A 13715-nucleotide genomic window follows, 5' to 3' on the forward strand; every position below is an offset into this window, starting at 1 on the left:
TGCGTCGTCTCGCCTTGCCAGCCCACCCCATGACAGCCCACTCGGGCGCGTCCAACTGAGATTTCCAGCTTGTGAACAAACCTTCGCCAGCCATCATTGCCCAGTCTGCGGTGCGCCGCCTGCCCCGGCTTGCCCTGCTGCTGTTTTGTGTGGCCTATGTGCTGCCCGGCTTCCTGGGCCGTGGCCCCTGGAAAACCGCCGACATCGCGGCCTTCGGCACCATGCGCGAGCTGGCTGTCGGCAACGCCAGCTGGCTGCACCCCCAGTTGTTGGGGCAAGCTGGCGAATTTGAAGCGCTGGCGCCGTATTGGCTGGGCGCATTGGCGATCAAGCTCCTGCCTTTTTTCGACTCCGCTTTTGCCGCACGGATTCCCTTTGGCCTGTTGCTGGCCATGACCCTGCTGGCCACCTGGTACGCGATTTATTACCTGGCCCGCAGCCCGCAGGCCCAGCCTGTGGCGTTTGCCTTTGGCGGCGAAGCCGGCCCCATCGACTACGCCAGGGCCATTGCTGACGCCGGCTTGCTGGCTCTGATTGCCAGCCTGGGCCTGGCCCAGCTCTCGCATGAAACCACGCCGGCGCTGGCCCAACTCGGCTTCACGACACTGGTGTTTTATGCCATGGCGGCCAGTGCCTACCGCAGCGCCTCCCAAATCATTGGCCCCGCCCTGGGCCTGACGATCGGACTGGCCGGGCTGGCCTTGAGCGGTGCCCCCACCGTGGCTGTTCTGCTGGGCGCCGGCAGCACCCTGATCGCCCTCAACAGCAGGAAAGATGTCCTGCCTGAAGACAAGCCCGCCCAGGCCTGGCGTTGGGCACTGCTGGCCGGAACCTTGACCCTGGCCGTCGCCTTCCTGTCTTATGGGCTGGATCTGTGGCGCTGGCGTATCGACATGGCTGGCTTGAGTACGCCCGCCGACCTCAAGGAATGGCGCAGCCTGGGGCGTTTGCTGATCTGGTTCACCTGGCCTACTTGGCCGCTGGCGGCCTGGACCTTGTGGCGCTGGCGCCGGCAACTGACCAGCCGGCATGTGGCTTTGCCACTGTGGTTTGCCATCGTGGCCATCGCCGCCACCCTGACCACCACCGCCTCCGACCGCAGCCTGCTGCTGAGCCTGCCGCCGCTGGCGGCCCTCGCCGCCTTTGCCCTGCCCACACTCAAACGCAGTGTCGCTTCGCTGATCGACTGGTTCACCCTGCTCTTTTTCACCGGCTGCGCCAGCATCATCTGGGTGATCTGGATCGCCATGCAGACCGGCATGCCCAAACAACCGGCGGCCAACGTCGCCAAGCTGGCACCGGGCTTTGAACCGAGCTTTTCCTGGCTGGCCTTTCTGGCGGCGGCAGGGGCCACCCTGGCCTGGGCCTGGCTGGTCAAATGGCGCGCCGGCCGCCAGCGCACGGCGGTCTGGAAATCCATGGTACTGCCAGCCGGCGGTGCGACCTTGTGCTGGCTGCTGCTGATGACCCTGTGGCTGCCGTTGCTGGACTACGCCCGCAGCTACGCGCCACTGTCGCGTCAGCTCGCGGCCCGGGTCGACCCGCAGGCCTGCGTCGAGGTGTATGGCCTGAACAGCGGCCAGATGGCGGCCTTTCAATACCATGGCAACCTCCAATTGCGCCTGGCCGGCCCCAAAGCGAGCTGCCCCTACCTGGTGGTGGATGTCGATTCGCAAGACACGGTGAGCAAGGTCGTCGACATGCCCGAATGGGCTTACCTGGCCACCTTGCGCCGGCCCACCGACAAAAGCGAAAACGTCGCGCTGTACAAACGCGTCAGCGTGGCCACGCCCGACCAGGCGGCCACATCAACAGCTGCGCCGGCTCGCCGTCGGCCGTGAGCGAACTCAAAGTCATTCTCAGGCACGCCGGCACGGTGTTGGTGGGCCAACTGGCCGTCATGGCTTTTGGCGTCGCTGACACCGTCATTGCCGGCCGCTACAGTGACCAGGCCCTGGCAGCGCTGTCCGTGGGCTCGGCGATCTACGTCAGCGTTTATGTTGGCCTGATCGGCATCGTGCAGGCCTTGCTACCCATCTGGGCCGAACTCCACGGTGCGCGCCAGCCGGCGGCCCTGGGGCCATCGCTGAGACAAAGCCTGTACCTGTGCATTTTTCTCACGCTGGCCGGCATGGCTGCTTTGCTGTTCCCCGGTCCGCTGCTGCGCTGGGCAGAGGTCCCCGAGGCCATGCGGGGCGAGGTGCAGGCTTACCTGGCAGTGCTGGCCGTGGCCCTGATGCCCTCGCTGCTGTTTCGCGTGTACAGCACCTTCAACCAGTCCTTAGGCCGGCCCCTGCTGGTGACCTGGCTGCAACTGGGGGCCTTGCTCCTCAAGCTGCCCCTGTCGGTCTGGCTGGTGGCCGGCGGCGCCGGCGTGGCACCCATGGGTGTGGTCGGCTGCGCTTGGGCCACCCTGGTGGTCAACTACGGCTTGCTGCTGGTGGCCGTGATCATGCTGCGCACCCAGGGCTTGTACCGGCCCTATCAACTGTGGGCCGCCATGGAAGCGCCCGACTGGCGCCAGATCGGTGCCTTCGCTCGCCTGGGTGTTCCGGGTGGCATGGCCTACCTGGTCGAGGTCACCTCGTTTACCTTGATGGCGCTGTTCATCGCCCGACTGGGCACGGTGGCCACGGCCAGCCACCAGATCGCGGCCAGTGTCACGGCCGTGATGTACATGGTGCCGCTGTCCACGGCCCTGGCCTGCAGCGCCCGGGTGTCGTTCTGGATAGGTGCCGGCCGCCCGGACCAGGCCCGGCATGTGGTCTGGATAGGTTTCAGGCTGACAGCCCTTATTGCACTTGCGCTTTCAGCTACTCTTTTTATAGCAAATGAAGTCATCGCCAGCCTTTACTCGCGCAACCCGGCCATCGTGGCCCTGGGTTCGGGCCTGCTGCTGTGGGTGGCGGCCTACCATCTGGCCGATGCCATTCAGGCCCTGTGCGCCTTTTTGCTGCGTTGCTACCGCATCACCCTGACGCCGCTGCTGCTCTACAGCGTGCTGCTCTGGGGCGTGGGTCTGCTCGGGGGTTATACGCTGGCCTATGAGGGATGGGGCGCCTGGCCGGCCACCCAGTCGGCCAGCAGTTTCTGGGCCGTCAGCACCGTGGCCCTGGGCGCGGTCGCCCTGTGTTTTGCAGGACTGCTCTGGCACGCGGTCAGGCGCAGCTTGACGACAGCGCCTAGGTCTGACTCGGCCGCACCCGCGTCAGCGGAAAAATAATCGCAAACCGCGAGCCGTGACCCGGCTGGCTTTCAATCTGCAGTTCGGCTCCATGGCGCTGGGCCACATGTTTGACAATCGCCAGGCCCAGCCCGGTGCCACCGGTCTCGCGCGAGCGGCTGCGATCGATGCGGTAAAACCGTTCGGTCAGGCGCGGGATATGTTCCGCGGCAATGCCGGGTCCGCTGTCCTGCACCTGAAACCGACCGCGTCCGTCGTCCAGCAGCGTCCAGCTGACCATGACCTGGCCGCCTTGCGGCGTGTAACGCACGGCATTGGTCACCAGGTTGGACATCGCGCTGAGCAATTCGTTGTGCGAGCCCGCCAGTTCGCAAGGCGGTCCAGCCTCAAACACCAGCCGATGACCGTCGGCGGTCAACAGGGCCGACAACGCGCGTGCCTCCTGCTCACATTGCACCATCAAGGCGGCGGTGCTGACCCAGCCGCTGGTATCCGGCAGCGGGCTGCCTTCGAGGCGGGACAAGGTGAGCAAGTCGTTGACCAGTGTTTGCATACGCAGCGACTGCTGCGCCATCAGACCCAGGTAACGCGTGCGTTCGGGCTCCTGCAGCGGCAGGGTTTGCAAGGTTTCGATAAAACCCGACAACACGGTCAGCGGTGTGCGGATTTCATGCGACACATTGGCCACAAAGTCGCGGCGCATGGCTTCGGCCAGCTCCAGCGCCGTGATGTCGCGCGACAGCAGCAGTTTGCGCTCGTTGCCGTAGGCATGCAGGTGCACCGACAGCTTGACGGGCCGCGCCGGTGTCGACGAACCGCCGGGAATCACCACATCGGCTGAAAAATCGCCGGAGGACAGGTAGGCCGTAAACGCGGGATCACGCACCAGGTTGGCAATGTGCTGCATCACGTCACGTTTGGCATCAAAGCCAAAATGCTGGGCCGCCGTCTGGTTGCACCATTCGATGCGGCCTTCCGCGTCCAGCAACACCACGCCGTTCGGTGAGGCCTGCATCGCCGACAAAAATTCATTCAGGCGGGCCTGGCTGTCCTGATACTGGCGATCGCGGTTTCTCAACAGGCGCCGGACCCGGTCCGCCAACTCGCCCCAGACGCCGCCCAGGCTAGGTGCTTCACCGGCCGGCACACCGGGCTGATCGGCACTTTGCTCGCGGCGCAACCACGTCAGCAGACGCGCCATCTTCAGGCTGTCCTGCAGCAACCAAATTGCAGCGGCCAGCAAGAGCCCGGTCGTCAAACCGTCTTTACCGGCCAGCCACCAGCCCCCGCCCGCGCCCAGCAACAGGCAGGCGACAAAAATCATCCAGCGATTGATCATGCCCGTGACGCTGACAAAGCGGGGGCTTGCGCGGTCAAGCGGTAACCCGCACCGCGTACCGTTTCCACCATGACGCCGGCCGCACCCAGCGCCTCGCGCAGGCGTTTGACGTGGACATCAACCGTGCGTTCCTCGATGAACACATGGTCACCCCAGACCTTGTCGAGCAAGGTGCTACGGCTGTGCACGCGCTCGGCATGTTTCATCAGGTAGTGCAAAAGCTTGAACTCGGTCGGCCCCAGCTTGAGCTCCTGGCCCTGGTAGGAGATGCGGTGGGTGCCGGCATCGAGCAGCAACTCACCAACGGCCACGCTGTCGTTAACCGATTCCGGCGCGCGTCGGCGCAACACCGCACGAATGCGGGCCAGCAACTCCTGCGTGGAAAACGGCTTGGTGATGTAGTCGTCGGCACCGGCGTCCAGGCCGGCCACCTTGTCCGGCTCGTCGCCCCTGGCCGTCAACATCAAAATCGGGATGGCCTTGGTGCGCGCGTCCTTGCGCAAATGGCGCGCCAGGGCCAGACCGCTTTGCCCGGGCAACATCCAGTCGAGCAAGATGGCATCGGGCAACACCGCATCCAGCTCACGCTGCGCGGCAACACTGTCGCCGGCAATCACCGGTAAAAAACCGCCATGCGTCAGGTTGATGGCAATCAGTTCGGCGATCGCGGGTTCGTCTTCGACGATCAATATACGTGGCTGATGTTTCATAGGTCCGTCAAGCTCATTGGGTTTCTCACCGGGCCACCCCATCCCTCGACAGGCTCAGGACGAACGGAATACGGGAGCGCCCTCTTCACCAACCGGGGCCGCGGAACCGGCTTTGCCGGGCCGCAGGCGCAGCGCCCCCCCGGGGGGCAGCGTAGTACACGAAGTGACAAGCGTGGGGGCATCACTTGACTGCTGACTCGATCTGGTCCATCGGGCTATGCCGGACATCGGCCCCCTTGACGATGTAGATGATGAATTCGGCGATGTTTTTCGCGTGGTCACCAACCCGCTCAATCGCCTTCGCCACAAACAGCAAATCCAGGCTGGGGGAAATGGTGCGCGGGTCTTCCATCATGTAGGTGATGAGCTTGCGCACAAAACCATCGAACTCCTGGTCGATCAGGTCGTCCTCTTTCAGGATGGAGACCGCCACCGCCGTGTCCAGCCGGGCAAACGCATCCAGCGCCTTGCGCAGCAGACCCGACGCCAGTTCGGCCGCGACTTTCAGCTCGGACGAAGGCAAGGTGCGGGAGGCGCCGCTTTCGATGATGGACTTGACCATGCGGGCAATTTTTTCAGCCTCGTCGCCGGCACGTTCCAGGTTGGCCGTGGTTTTCGAAATCGCGATCAGCAGGCGCAGGTCACGTGCGGTCGGCTGGCGGCGCGCAATGATGGACGACAATTCGCGGTCAATGTCGATTTCCATGGCGTTGACCCGGGCTTCGGTCTCGATCACCTGGTTGGCGGTTTCCGCGCTGAACTGCGACAGCGCATGAATCGCCAGGCGAATCTGGGACTCGACCAGGCCGCCCAGCTCCATCACGCGTGAGGACACGGCATTGAGTTCGCTGTCGAACTGGGTGGATAAATGTTTGTCTGGCATGTTGTGCTCCCGATCAGCCGAAACGGCCGGTGATGTAGTCTTCGGTTTCCTTGCGCTTGGGCTTGAAGAAAAGCTCCTCGGTGGCGCCGAACTCGATCAGGTCACCCAGGTACATATAGGCGGTGTAATCGCTGCAGCGGGCGGCCTGCTGCATGTTGTGCGTCACGATGACCACGGTGTAGTCCTTCTTCAGCTCGGCAATCAGCTCTTCAATCTTGGCGGTCGACAAGGGGTCCAGCGCCGAACAGGGCTCGTCAAGCAGCAGCACTTCGGGCTTGATCGCAATGCCGCGCGCAATACACAGGCGTTGCTGCTGGCCGCCGGACAGGCTGGCGCCATTCTGGTTGAGCTTGTCCTTAACCTCGTTCCACAAGGCCGCCTTGCCCAGTGCCCATTCCACACGTTCGTCCATGTCGCTGGCGCTCAGGCTTTCAAACAACTTCACGCCATAAGCAATGTTGTCATAAATCGACATCGGGAACGGCGTGGGTTTCTGGAAGACCATGCCGATACGTGCGCGTATCAGCGACACATCTTCCTTGGACGTGATCATGTTTTCGCCGCCCATCATGACCTGGCCTTCGGCGCGCTGGTCGGGATAAAGCTCGTACATGCGGTTGAAGGTGCGCAGCAAGGTGGACTTGCCGCAGCCCGACGGGCCGATGAAAGCCGTGACCTTTTTCTCCGGAATGTCCAGACTGACATTCTTGATCGCGTGAAACTTGCCGTAATAAAAATTCAGATTGCGAACCGACATCTTGATCGACTCGTTACGTGCCACGGTGGATGTGTGCATCTTGGGTTTTCCTCAGTTTTTGTTTCTGAACATCAGGCGAGCCAGGATGTTCAAGGCCAGCACGCTCAGCGTGATCAGCAACACACCGGCCCAGGCCAGTTTTTGCCAGTTCTCGAAGGGGCTCATCGCAAATTTGAAAATGGTCACCGGCAGGCTGGCCATGGGCTGACTCAGGTCGCTGGTCCAGAACTGGTTGGACAGCGCTGTGAACAGCAGCGGCGCGGTTTCTCCGGCCACCCGTGCCACCGCCAGCAACACCCCGGTCACCACACCCGCCTGGGCCGCCCGCAAAGTGATGCCCATGACCACTTTCCATTTGGGACTGCCCAGGGCATAAGCGGCTTCGCGCAAGGCGTTGGGCACCAGCCTGAGCATGTTGTCGGTGGTGCGGATCACGACCGGAATGATCAGCAACGCCAGCGCGACGATGCCGGCCCAACCGGAAAAACTTTTGACCTGAGCCACCACCAGCGCGTACACAAACAGGCCCACCACGATGGACGGGGCCGACAACAAGATGTCGTTGATGAAACTGGTCAGTTTGCCCAGGCGGGTATGCGCGCCGTATTCGGCCAGGTAAATACCGGCCAGCACACCGATGGGTGTGCCCAGCAAGGTCGCCATCAAGACCATGGTGAGGGAACCAAAAATGGCGTTGGCCAGCCCGCCGGTTTCGGCATTCGGTGGCGGTGTCATCTCGGTGAACAAGGCCAGGTTCAGCCCGCCCAGGCCCAGGCGAAAGGTTTCAAACAGAATCCAGGCCAGCCAGAACAGGCCAAAAGCCATGGCGCCCATCGACAAGGTGATGGCGACCACATTCAGGGTCTTGCGCCTGCGGAATTTCGCCAGCCGGGCCTGTTGCACGGCGTTGAGCGGGGTGGTGCTCATGTACGGACTCCTTCGCCTTTTTGCAGACGCGACAGCAGCAGTTTGGACAGCGCCAGCACCACAAAGGTGATGAAAAACAGCACCAGGCCGAGGTAAATCAGCGCCGCCTGGTGCAGGCCTTCGGTGGCTTCGGCAAACTCGTTGGCCAGGGCCGAGGTGATGCTGTTGGCCGCCTGGAACAGCGACAAGGAATCCAGCTGGTTGAAGTTGCCGATCACAAAGGTCACGGCCATGGTTTCACCCAGCGCCCGGCCCAGGCCCAGCATGATGCCGCCTATCACGCCGGCCTTGGTATAAGGCAACACCACCTTGAACACCACTTCCCAGGTCGTGGCGCCCAGCGCATAGGCCGACTCCTTGAGCATGGGCGGGGTCACTTCAAACACATCGCGCATCACCGAGGCGATGAAAGGAATGATCATGATGGCCAGGATGATGCCGGCCGCCAGGATGCCGATACCCACAGGCGGGCCGGAAAACAGTGTGCCCAGGTAAGGCACATCGCCAAACGCGGCTTGCAAAGGTGCCTGCACATACTGGGCAAGGATGGGGCCAAACACCAGCAGACCCCACATGCCGTAAACAATGGACGGCACCGCCGCCAACAACTCGATGGCCACACCTAAGGGTCGTTTGAGCCAGCGCGGCGAAAGTTCGGTCAAAAACAGGGCGATACCAAAACTGACGGGCACCGCGATCACCAGCGCCACCAGCGAGGTCATCAAGGTGCCGTAAATCATCACCAGGCCGCCGTATTTGTTCTGGACCGGGTCCCATTCGGAGGTCCAGAGAAAGCTCAGGCCGTATTCCTTGATCGCCGGCCAGGCGCCCAGGATCAGCGACAGGATGATGGCCGCCAGAAGCAGCAAGGTGGTGATGGCCGCGAGCCGGGCTGCCCACTCAAAAACCAGGTCAGCCGTGCGGCTGGAGCGACGCTGGGTCGGGGTTGGCGGGACGGACATGGTTGTCTCTCTGCTGCTGTATGAACTTGCAGGAAGTGTAGCTGCCACGGTAGTCTCCTGGACGTCGAAAAAAAAGGCGAAACGGCATCAGCCGCTTCGCCTGCACAGGGTGGGTTTACTTGGTGGCGACCGCTTTGCCGGTGCCGTCGGTGATCTTGCTCCAGGACTGGCGGATCACGGCCTTGACCGAATCAGGCATAGGCACGTAGTCGAGCTCGTCGGCCATCTTGTCGCCGCTGCTGTATGCCCAGTCGAAGAACTTCAGCGTCTGTGTGGCTTGGCCGGGCTTGTCCTGCTTGGCATGCATCATGATGAAGCTAGCACCGGTGATGGGCCAAGCATCCTTGGCGGGCTGTTCGGTCAGGATCTGGTAGAAGGACTTGTTCCAGTCCGCACCGGCGGCGGCGGCCTTGAAGGCGCCGTCGCTGGGCTGGACATAGGTGCCCGCGGCATTGCGCATGGTCACGTGGGCCTGCTTGTTTTGCTTGGCATACGCGTACTCCACATAACCGATGGAGTTGGGCAGGCGCTGCACAAAAGCCGAGACGCCCTCGTTGCCCTTGCCACCGGCACCGGTCGGCCAGTTCACGGCCGTGCCTTCGCCGACCTTGGCTTTCCACTCGGGGTTCACCTTGGACAGGTAGTTGGTGAAGATGAAGCTGGTGCCGGAACCATCGGCGCGGCGCACCACGGCAATCGCGGCATCCGGCAGCGGCACACCCGGGTTCAGGGCGGTCACGGCTGCGTCATTCCACTTGGTGATCTTGCCCAGGTAGATATCGCCCAGCACGGCGCCGGTCAATTTGATCTGGCCGGCAGCGATGCCCTTGATGTTGACCACGGGCACGACGCCACCGATCACGGTGGGAAACTGCAACAAGCCGTCCTTGGCCAGTTCGGCGTCGGTCAGCGGCGCATCGGAAGCGCCGAAATCAACGGTCTTGCCGCGAATCTGGCGAATGCCGGCGCCGGAGCCGACTGATTGGTAGTTGATGCGCGCACCAGTGGCCTTGTTGTAGGCATCGGCCCACTTGGCGTAAATCGGTGCAGGAAAGGAAGCGCCGGCGCCGGTCACATCCTGGGCGCTGGCCGCCACGCTGAAAGACAGGGCCGTCAAGGCCACCACACCAGCCATCGTTGCTTTGAAAATCAGCTTCATTCGTACACCTCTTGAGTTAATGAAAGATGTAAGAACTGTAGGAAGCTTGTGTGACAACGGTATGACAGTGCCGATTTTCCTGCGTCTCCACCCCATTTGAACGCGCCGGCCGGCGCGCCAGGGGTTGCGAGCGTCACGGTTTTGTCACGAAGACTCCCTATTCTCGGGCTGTTTCTTAACTAGGAGTCACCCTCATGTTTCAACGTCGTGTATTGTTTGTCGCGGCTGTCGCCGCCCTTGTGTCCGCCTGTGCCTCGGTTCCCGCGCCCGTGTCGGTCGCCGACACCCTGACGGCCACGCCCTCGCTGAGCACCTTCAACGGCCTGGTCGTGAAAGCCGGCCTGGCCCCTAGCCTCCAGGGCAGCGGTCCGTTCACCGTGTTTGCGCCTACCAACGAGGCCTTCAAGGCCGTGCCGCAAAAAACCATGGATGCGCTGGCCAAAGACCCGGTGCTGCTCAAAGAGGTGCTGACTTACCACATGCTGCCCGTCAAACTGGTGGCCGCCGATGTCAAAACCAGCGCCGTCAAAACCCTGAACGGCGCCAGCCTGGCACTGGGCAAAGCCGGCGAATTCGTGACAGTGGAAGAAGCCATGGTGCAAACCGCCGACCTGGCCGCCACCAACGGCGTGATCCACAGCGTGGACCGCGTGATGTTGCCGCCGAAAAAGAAGTAAAGCGCGACGGGCCGGCGTTTGTGCCGGCCCTGTTGCAAGAGTCTTAAGCCTTTTAAGGCTACAGCCCATATACAACGGGCACAGCCAGCTATCACATTCATAGCAAACAACATCGTCGTGGCGCTGCCACGGGAGAATCCCCATGCCTTTTCAGACCCCCACCATCAGCCGCCGCCAGGCCTTGCAAGGCGCAGCAGGGCTGGCCGCCGGCGCAGCCCTGCCCGCCTGGGCCCAGCCCGGCAAGGCCGCCAACACAGCACGCAGCCTGGTCGTGGCCCAGGTGGTGGACTATTCGCTGGCGCAACAAGACGTGTCCAAAGACTTCCTGATCGGTTCGCGCGCGGCCTGGCAGGACATCAACTCACGCGGCGGCATACGCGGCCGCCAGGTCCAGCATCTGGCGCTGGAAACCGACGGCACAGCGGCCAGCCTGCGCAACGCCCTCGCCCGCATCCGGGACAACAGCGCCTGTGTGGTGTTGTCCGGCAGCGTGGGCGACCAGATGGCCAGCCAGGTTGTGGCGCAACTCAAGCAGGACGGCCTGGGCCTGGCCCATGCGGCGCCCTGGCTGCAAAACGCCAGCCTGGACGTCGATCAGCAGACCTTTCCGATTTTTGCGGCGCGCCAGGAGCGAAATTGCCCATGCCCTGAAAACGCTGTCGGTGATGGGTTTGCAGGAGCTGGGCGCAGTTTATGCCTCGCCCCAGGCGTACACGGCGTATCACGGCGAGGTCGAGCGTATTGCCAGCGGCATGAAACTCAGCCTGCAGGCGTTTCGCGGCGCCGACAACCTCCGGGCCCTGGGACAACAATTGACGCCCCGCACGCCGGCCGTGTTGCTGTTTATAGGCGGCACACCGGAACTGGCCGAATTCACGCAGGGGCTGGAAAAACAGGCGCGCCAGCGTTACATCGTGGCCTTGGCCGACGTCAACCTGCAGACCATGCAGCAAATGGGTGCCGCCCGCAACACGCCGGTCATCGCCACCCAGCCGGTGCCCATGGTCAACGCCAGCCTGCCGGTGGTGCGGGCTTACCGCGAAACCCTGGCCCGTCTGTTTGACGAGCCGCCCACCTCCCTGAGCCTGGCGGGTTACATCGCCGCCCGCTACACCCACGACGTGCTGGCCGACATCGACGGCGTCTTGACGCGGCAAAACGTGCTGGCGGCTTTTCAGCGCCGCAACAACCTCGATGTGGGTGGTTTCCGGGTCCAGTTCAACCCGCAACGCCGAAGCAGCACCTACGTCACGCAAAGCATGCTGACAGTGGACGGCCGCTTGATCGGGTAAAGCCAGAATGCGGGTGCCACGCGAGTGCTATGCTGGGCCCCCACACAGACACTCGCACATGCAAAACGGAACCCGCCTCGCTGCGGTGGACCTCGGGTCCAACAGCTTTCGCCTCGAAATAGGCCGCCTCGACCACGGACGGATACTCCGCACCGAATACCTCAAGGAAACCGTGCGCCAGGGCAACGGCCTGGACGGCGACGGCAATCTCACGCCGGAGGCCATGCAGCGCGGCTGGGACTGCCTGGCGCGTTTCGGGGAACGCCTGGCCGGCTTTAAAAAGCGCGAGATCCGCGCGGTCGCCACCCAGACGCTGCGCGAAGCCCGCAACCGCGACGAGTTTTTGATCCCCGCCCACCAGGTGCTGGGGTTTCCCATCGACGTGATTTCCGGCCGCGAAGAAGCCCGCCTGATTTACCAGGGTGTGGCCCACATGTTGCCGCAGTCCGACGAACAACGCCTGGTCATCGACATAGGCGGGCGCTCCACCGAAATGATTCTGGGCAAAGGCCTGGATGCGCTGACCATGGAGTCTTACCAGGTTGGCAGCGTGGCCTGGTCCATGAAATATTTTCCCAACGGTCAGTTCAGCGCGTCGGCTTTCGAGGCCGCCGAGGTCGCCGCCAAAGCGGTGCTGGACGAAGCCGTCAGCCTGTACCGCCCCAGCCGCTGGGACATGGCTTATGGCTCGTCGGGCACCGTGGGCGCCGTCAGCGAGGTGCTGAGCGCCGCGGGCTGGCCGCCGGGCCTGGTCACACGCGATGGACTGGACTGGTTGCTGGACCGCCTGCTCAAAGCCCAAAGTGCAGACCGCCTCAAGCTGGACGGCATGAAGGAAGACAGACGCGCCGTGATAGGCGGCGGTGTCAGCGTCTTGCGGGCCACGTTTGAACTCCTGGCCATCGAACACATGCAGGTGGCCCAGGGGGCTTTGCGCCACGGCGTGTTGTACGACCTGCTGGACCGAGAACAGGACACGACCGACCTGCGCTCCACCACGGTGCAGCGCCTGGCCCGAAAATTCGACGTGGATGCCGCGCAGGCGCAACGCGTGAGCAAAATCGCCAGAACCCTGTTCCAGCAGGCCGGCAGCAACTTGCCGCCAGCCGAGCTGGCGCGTTTTCAGCGCAAGCTCGACTGGGCCGCCCAATTGCATGAAATTGGTAGCCATATTTCACACAGCGACTATCACAAACATGGCGCTTACATCCTGGACAATGCCGACGCGCCGGGCTTTGCCCTGCCCGAGCTGCACCGCCTGGGCCTGCTGGTGCTGGGCCACCGCGGCAAGCTGCGCAAGCTGGAAGCCGACTTCAACGACGAAGTGTTTGTGCAACAACTGCTGTGCCTGCGGCTGGCCGTGATCCTCTGCCATGCGCGCCGTGACCCCGACACCAAGGGCCTGCAGCTTGAAGGCGGCCTCGACCGCCAGCGTTTTGTCTTGAAGTCCCGCACCGGCTGGGCCGGCACCTACCCGCAATCGGCCTACCTGCTGCGTGAAGAAGTGCTGGCCTGGCAGAAAACACCCTGGGCACTGCAACTGGTCGGGATTTAGAAAAAACGCGGCGCACGCGGCACGCGTGATTTGACGGGTCTGTCCTCAAAGGCATAAACTGTATAAACCGTTTACACCCAAAGGCAAGACTCATGGCAACTGCAAAAAAAACCGCGACACCGCTGAAAAAAGCAGGCACAGCTTCCAGGAAAATTGGACGCAAGCAAGCGGTCACCCGCCCGGCCCCCAAGCCGCTTGCGGCCAAAAACCAGCCGCCAAACCGGCCCCCGCACCCAAGCCGGCAAAACCCGTCAAAGCCAAAAAGCCCAA

The 13715-nt window shown here is 63.0% G+C and carries 13 protein-coding genes; 5 read left to right on the plus strand and 8 right to left on the minus strand.

What is annotated here, in order from left to right; genetic code table 11:
• Positions 1 to 71 precede the first annotated feature (71 nt).
• Both ACHMXK_RS13685 and ACHMXK_RS13690 read left to right on the plus strand, forming a co-directional pair.
• Complete coding sequence (locus ACHMXK_RS13685) at positions 72 to 1841, plus strand: hypothetical protein (RefSeq protein WP_397441111.1); 1770 nt, start codon at positions 72 to 74, stop codon at positions 1839 to 1841.
• On the plus strand, positions 1838 to 3223 hold the full coding sequence (locus ACHMXK_RS13690; RefSeq protein ID WP_397441112.1) for an MATE family efflux transporter: 1386 nt from the start codon (positions 1838 to 1840) through the stop codon (positions 3221 to 3223). The genes ACHMXK_RS13685 and ACHMXK_RS13690 overlap by 4 nt, the downstream gene beginning before the upstream one ends.
• Here ACHMXK_RS13690 and phoR read toward each other — a convergent pair.
• From phoR to pstS, 7 genes are all read right to left on the minus strand, one after another.
• Positions 3183 to 4523: a phosphate regulon sensor histidine kinase PhoR gene (phoR, locus tag ACHMXK_RS13695; protein WP_397441113.1), complete on the minus strand. Its 1341-nt coding sequence runs from the start codon at positions 4521 to 4523 to the stop codon at positions 3183 to 3185. The two genes, ACHMXK_RS13690 and phoR, sit on opposite strands and share 41 nt — an antisense overlap.
• Positions 4520 to 5233, minus strand: a complete 714-nt coding sequence (gene phoB, locus ACHMXK_RS13700) for a phosphate regulon transcriptional regulator PhoB (protein WP_397441114.1) — start codon at positions 5231 to 5233, stop codon at positions 4520 to 4522. The genes phoR and phoB overlap by 4 nt, the downstream gene beginning before the upstream one ends.
• 181 nt (positions 5234 to 5414) lie before the next feature.
• Positions 5415 to 6116 (minus strand): phosphate signaling complex protein PhoU, encoded by a 702-nt coding sequence (gene phoU, locus ACHMXK_RS13705; protein WP_397441115.1) that lies wholly within the window; start codon positions 6114 to 6116, stop codon positions 5415 to 5417.
• 13 nt (positions 6117 to 6129) lie between these two features.
• Positions 6130 to 6912, minus strand: a complete 783-nt coding sequence (gene pstB / locus ACHMXK_RS13710; RefSeq protein ID WP_397441116.1) for a phosphate ABC transporter ATP-binding protein PstB — start codon at positions 6910 to 6912, stop codon at positions 6130 to 6132.
• Positions 6913 to 6924: 12 nt separating this feature from the next.
• Positions 6925 to 7800, minus strand: a complete 876-nt coding sequence (gene pstA, locus ACHMXK_RS13715; RefSeq protein ID WP_397441117.1) for a phosphate ABC transporter permease PstA — start codon at positions 7798 to 7800, stop codon at positions 6925 to 6927.
• On the minus strand, positions 7797 to 8762 hold the full coding sequence (pstC, locus tag ACHMXK_RS13720) for a phosphate ABC transporter permease PstC (protein ID WP_397441118.1): 966 nt from the start codon (positions 8760 to 8762) through the stop codon (positions 7797 to 7799). Before pstC ends, pstA begins: the two co-directional genes overlap by 4 nt.
• A gap of 115 nt (positions 8763 to 8877) precedes the next feature.
• The gene (gene pstS, locus ACHMXK_RS13725; protein ID WP_397441119.1) at positions 8878 to 9921 is read right to left on the minus strand and encodes a phosphate ABC transporter substrate-binding protein PstS; all 1044 of its coding nucleotides are present in this window, start codon (positions 9919 to 9921) and stop codon (positions 8878 to 8880) included.
• A gap of 194 nt (positions 9922 to 10115) precedes the next feature.
• Here pstS and ACHMXK_RS13730 point away from each other — a divergent pair, with 194 nt between their 5' ends.
• Complete coding sequence (locus ACHMXK_RS13730; RefSeq protein ID WP_397441120.1) at positions 10116 to 10598, plus strand: fasciclin domain-containing protein; 483 nt, start codon at positions 10116 to 10118, stop codon at positions 10596 to 10598.
• A gap of 361 nt (positions 10599 to 10959) precedes the next feature.
• On the opposite strand, the gene ACHMXK_RS13735 is transcribed toward ACHMXK_RS13730, so the two are convergent.
• Entirely contained in the window at positions 10960 to 11172 is a 213-nt protein-coding gene (locus ACHMXK_RS13735; protein WP_397441121.1) for a hypothetical protein, read from the minus strand.
• Positions 11173 to 11212: 40 nt separating this feature from the next.
• Between ACHMXK_RS13735 and ACHMXK_RS13740 the strand changes: the two genes are divergently transcribed.
• Together ACHMXK_RS13740 and ppx are read left to right on the plus strand one after the other, a co-directional pair.
• Entirely contained in the window at positions 11213 to 11890 is a 678-nt protein-coding gene (locus tag ACHMXK_RS13740; RefSeq protein ID WP_397441122.1) for a hypothetical protein, read from the plus strand.
• A 58-nt stretch (positions 11891 to 11948) separates the two neighbouring features.
• Positions 11949 to 13445: an exopolyphosphatase gene (ppx, locus tag ACHMXK_RS13745; protein WP_397441123.1), complete on the plus strand. Its 1497-nt coding sequence runs from the start codon at positions 11949 to 11951 to the stop codon at positions 13443 to 13445.
• The last annotated feature ends 270 nt before the right edge of the window (positions 13446 to 13715 follow it).

It is taken from the genome of Polaromonas sp. UC242_47 (genome assembly GCF_044452385.1).
GTDB lineage: Bacteria > Pseudomonadota > Gammaproteobacteria > Burkholderiales > Burkholderiaceae_C > Polaromonas.

Coding starts and splice junctions, on each gene's coding strand:
- phoR (WP_397441113.1), bottom strand. CDS start 4,523: ATGATCAATCGCTGGATGATTTTTGTCGCCTGCCTGTTGCTGGGCGCG.
- phoB (WP_397441114.1), bottom strand. CDS start 5,233: ATGAAACATCAGCCACGTATATTGATCGTCGAAGACGAACCCGCGATC.
- phoU (WP_397441115.1), bottom strand. CDS start 6,116: ATGCCAGACAAACATTTATCCACCCAGTTCGACAGCGAACTCAATGCC.
- pstB (WP_397441116.1), bottom strand. CDS start 6,912: ATGCACACATCCACCGTGGCACGTAACGAGTCGATCAAGATGTCGGTT.
- pstA (WP_397441117.1), bottom strand. CDS start 7,800: ATGAGCACCACCCCGCTCAACGCCGTGCAACAGGCCCGGCTGGCGAAA.
- pstC (WP_397441118.1), bottom strand. CDS start 8,762: ATGTCCGTCCCGCCAACCCCGACCCAGCGTCGCTCCAGCCGCACGGCT.
- pstS (WP_397441119.1), bottom strand. CDS start 9,921: ATGAAGCTGATTTTCAAAGCAACGATGGCTGGTGTGGTGGCCTTGACG.
- ACHMXK_RS13730 (WP_397441120.1), top strand. CDS start 10,116: ATGTTTCAACGTCGTGTATTGTTTGTCGCGGCTGTCGCCGCCCTTGTG.
- ppx (WP_397441123.1), top strand. CDS start 11,949: ATGCAAAACGGAACCCGCCTCGCTGCGGTGGACCTCGGGTCCAACAGC.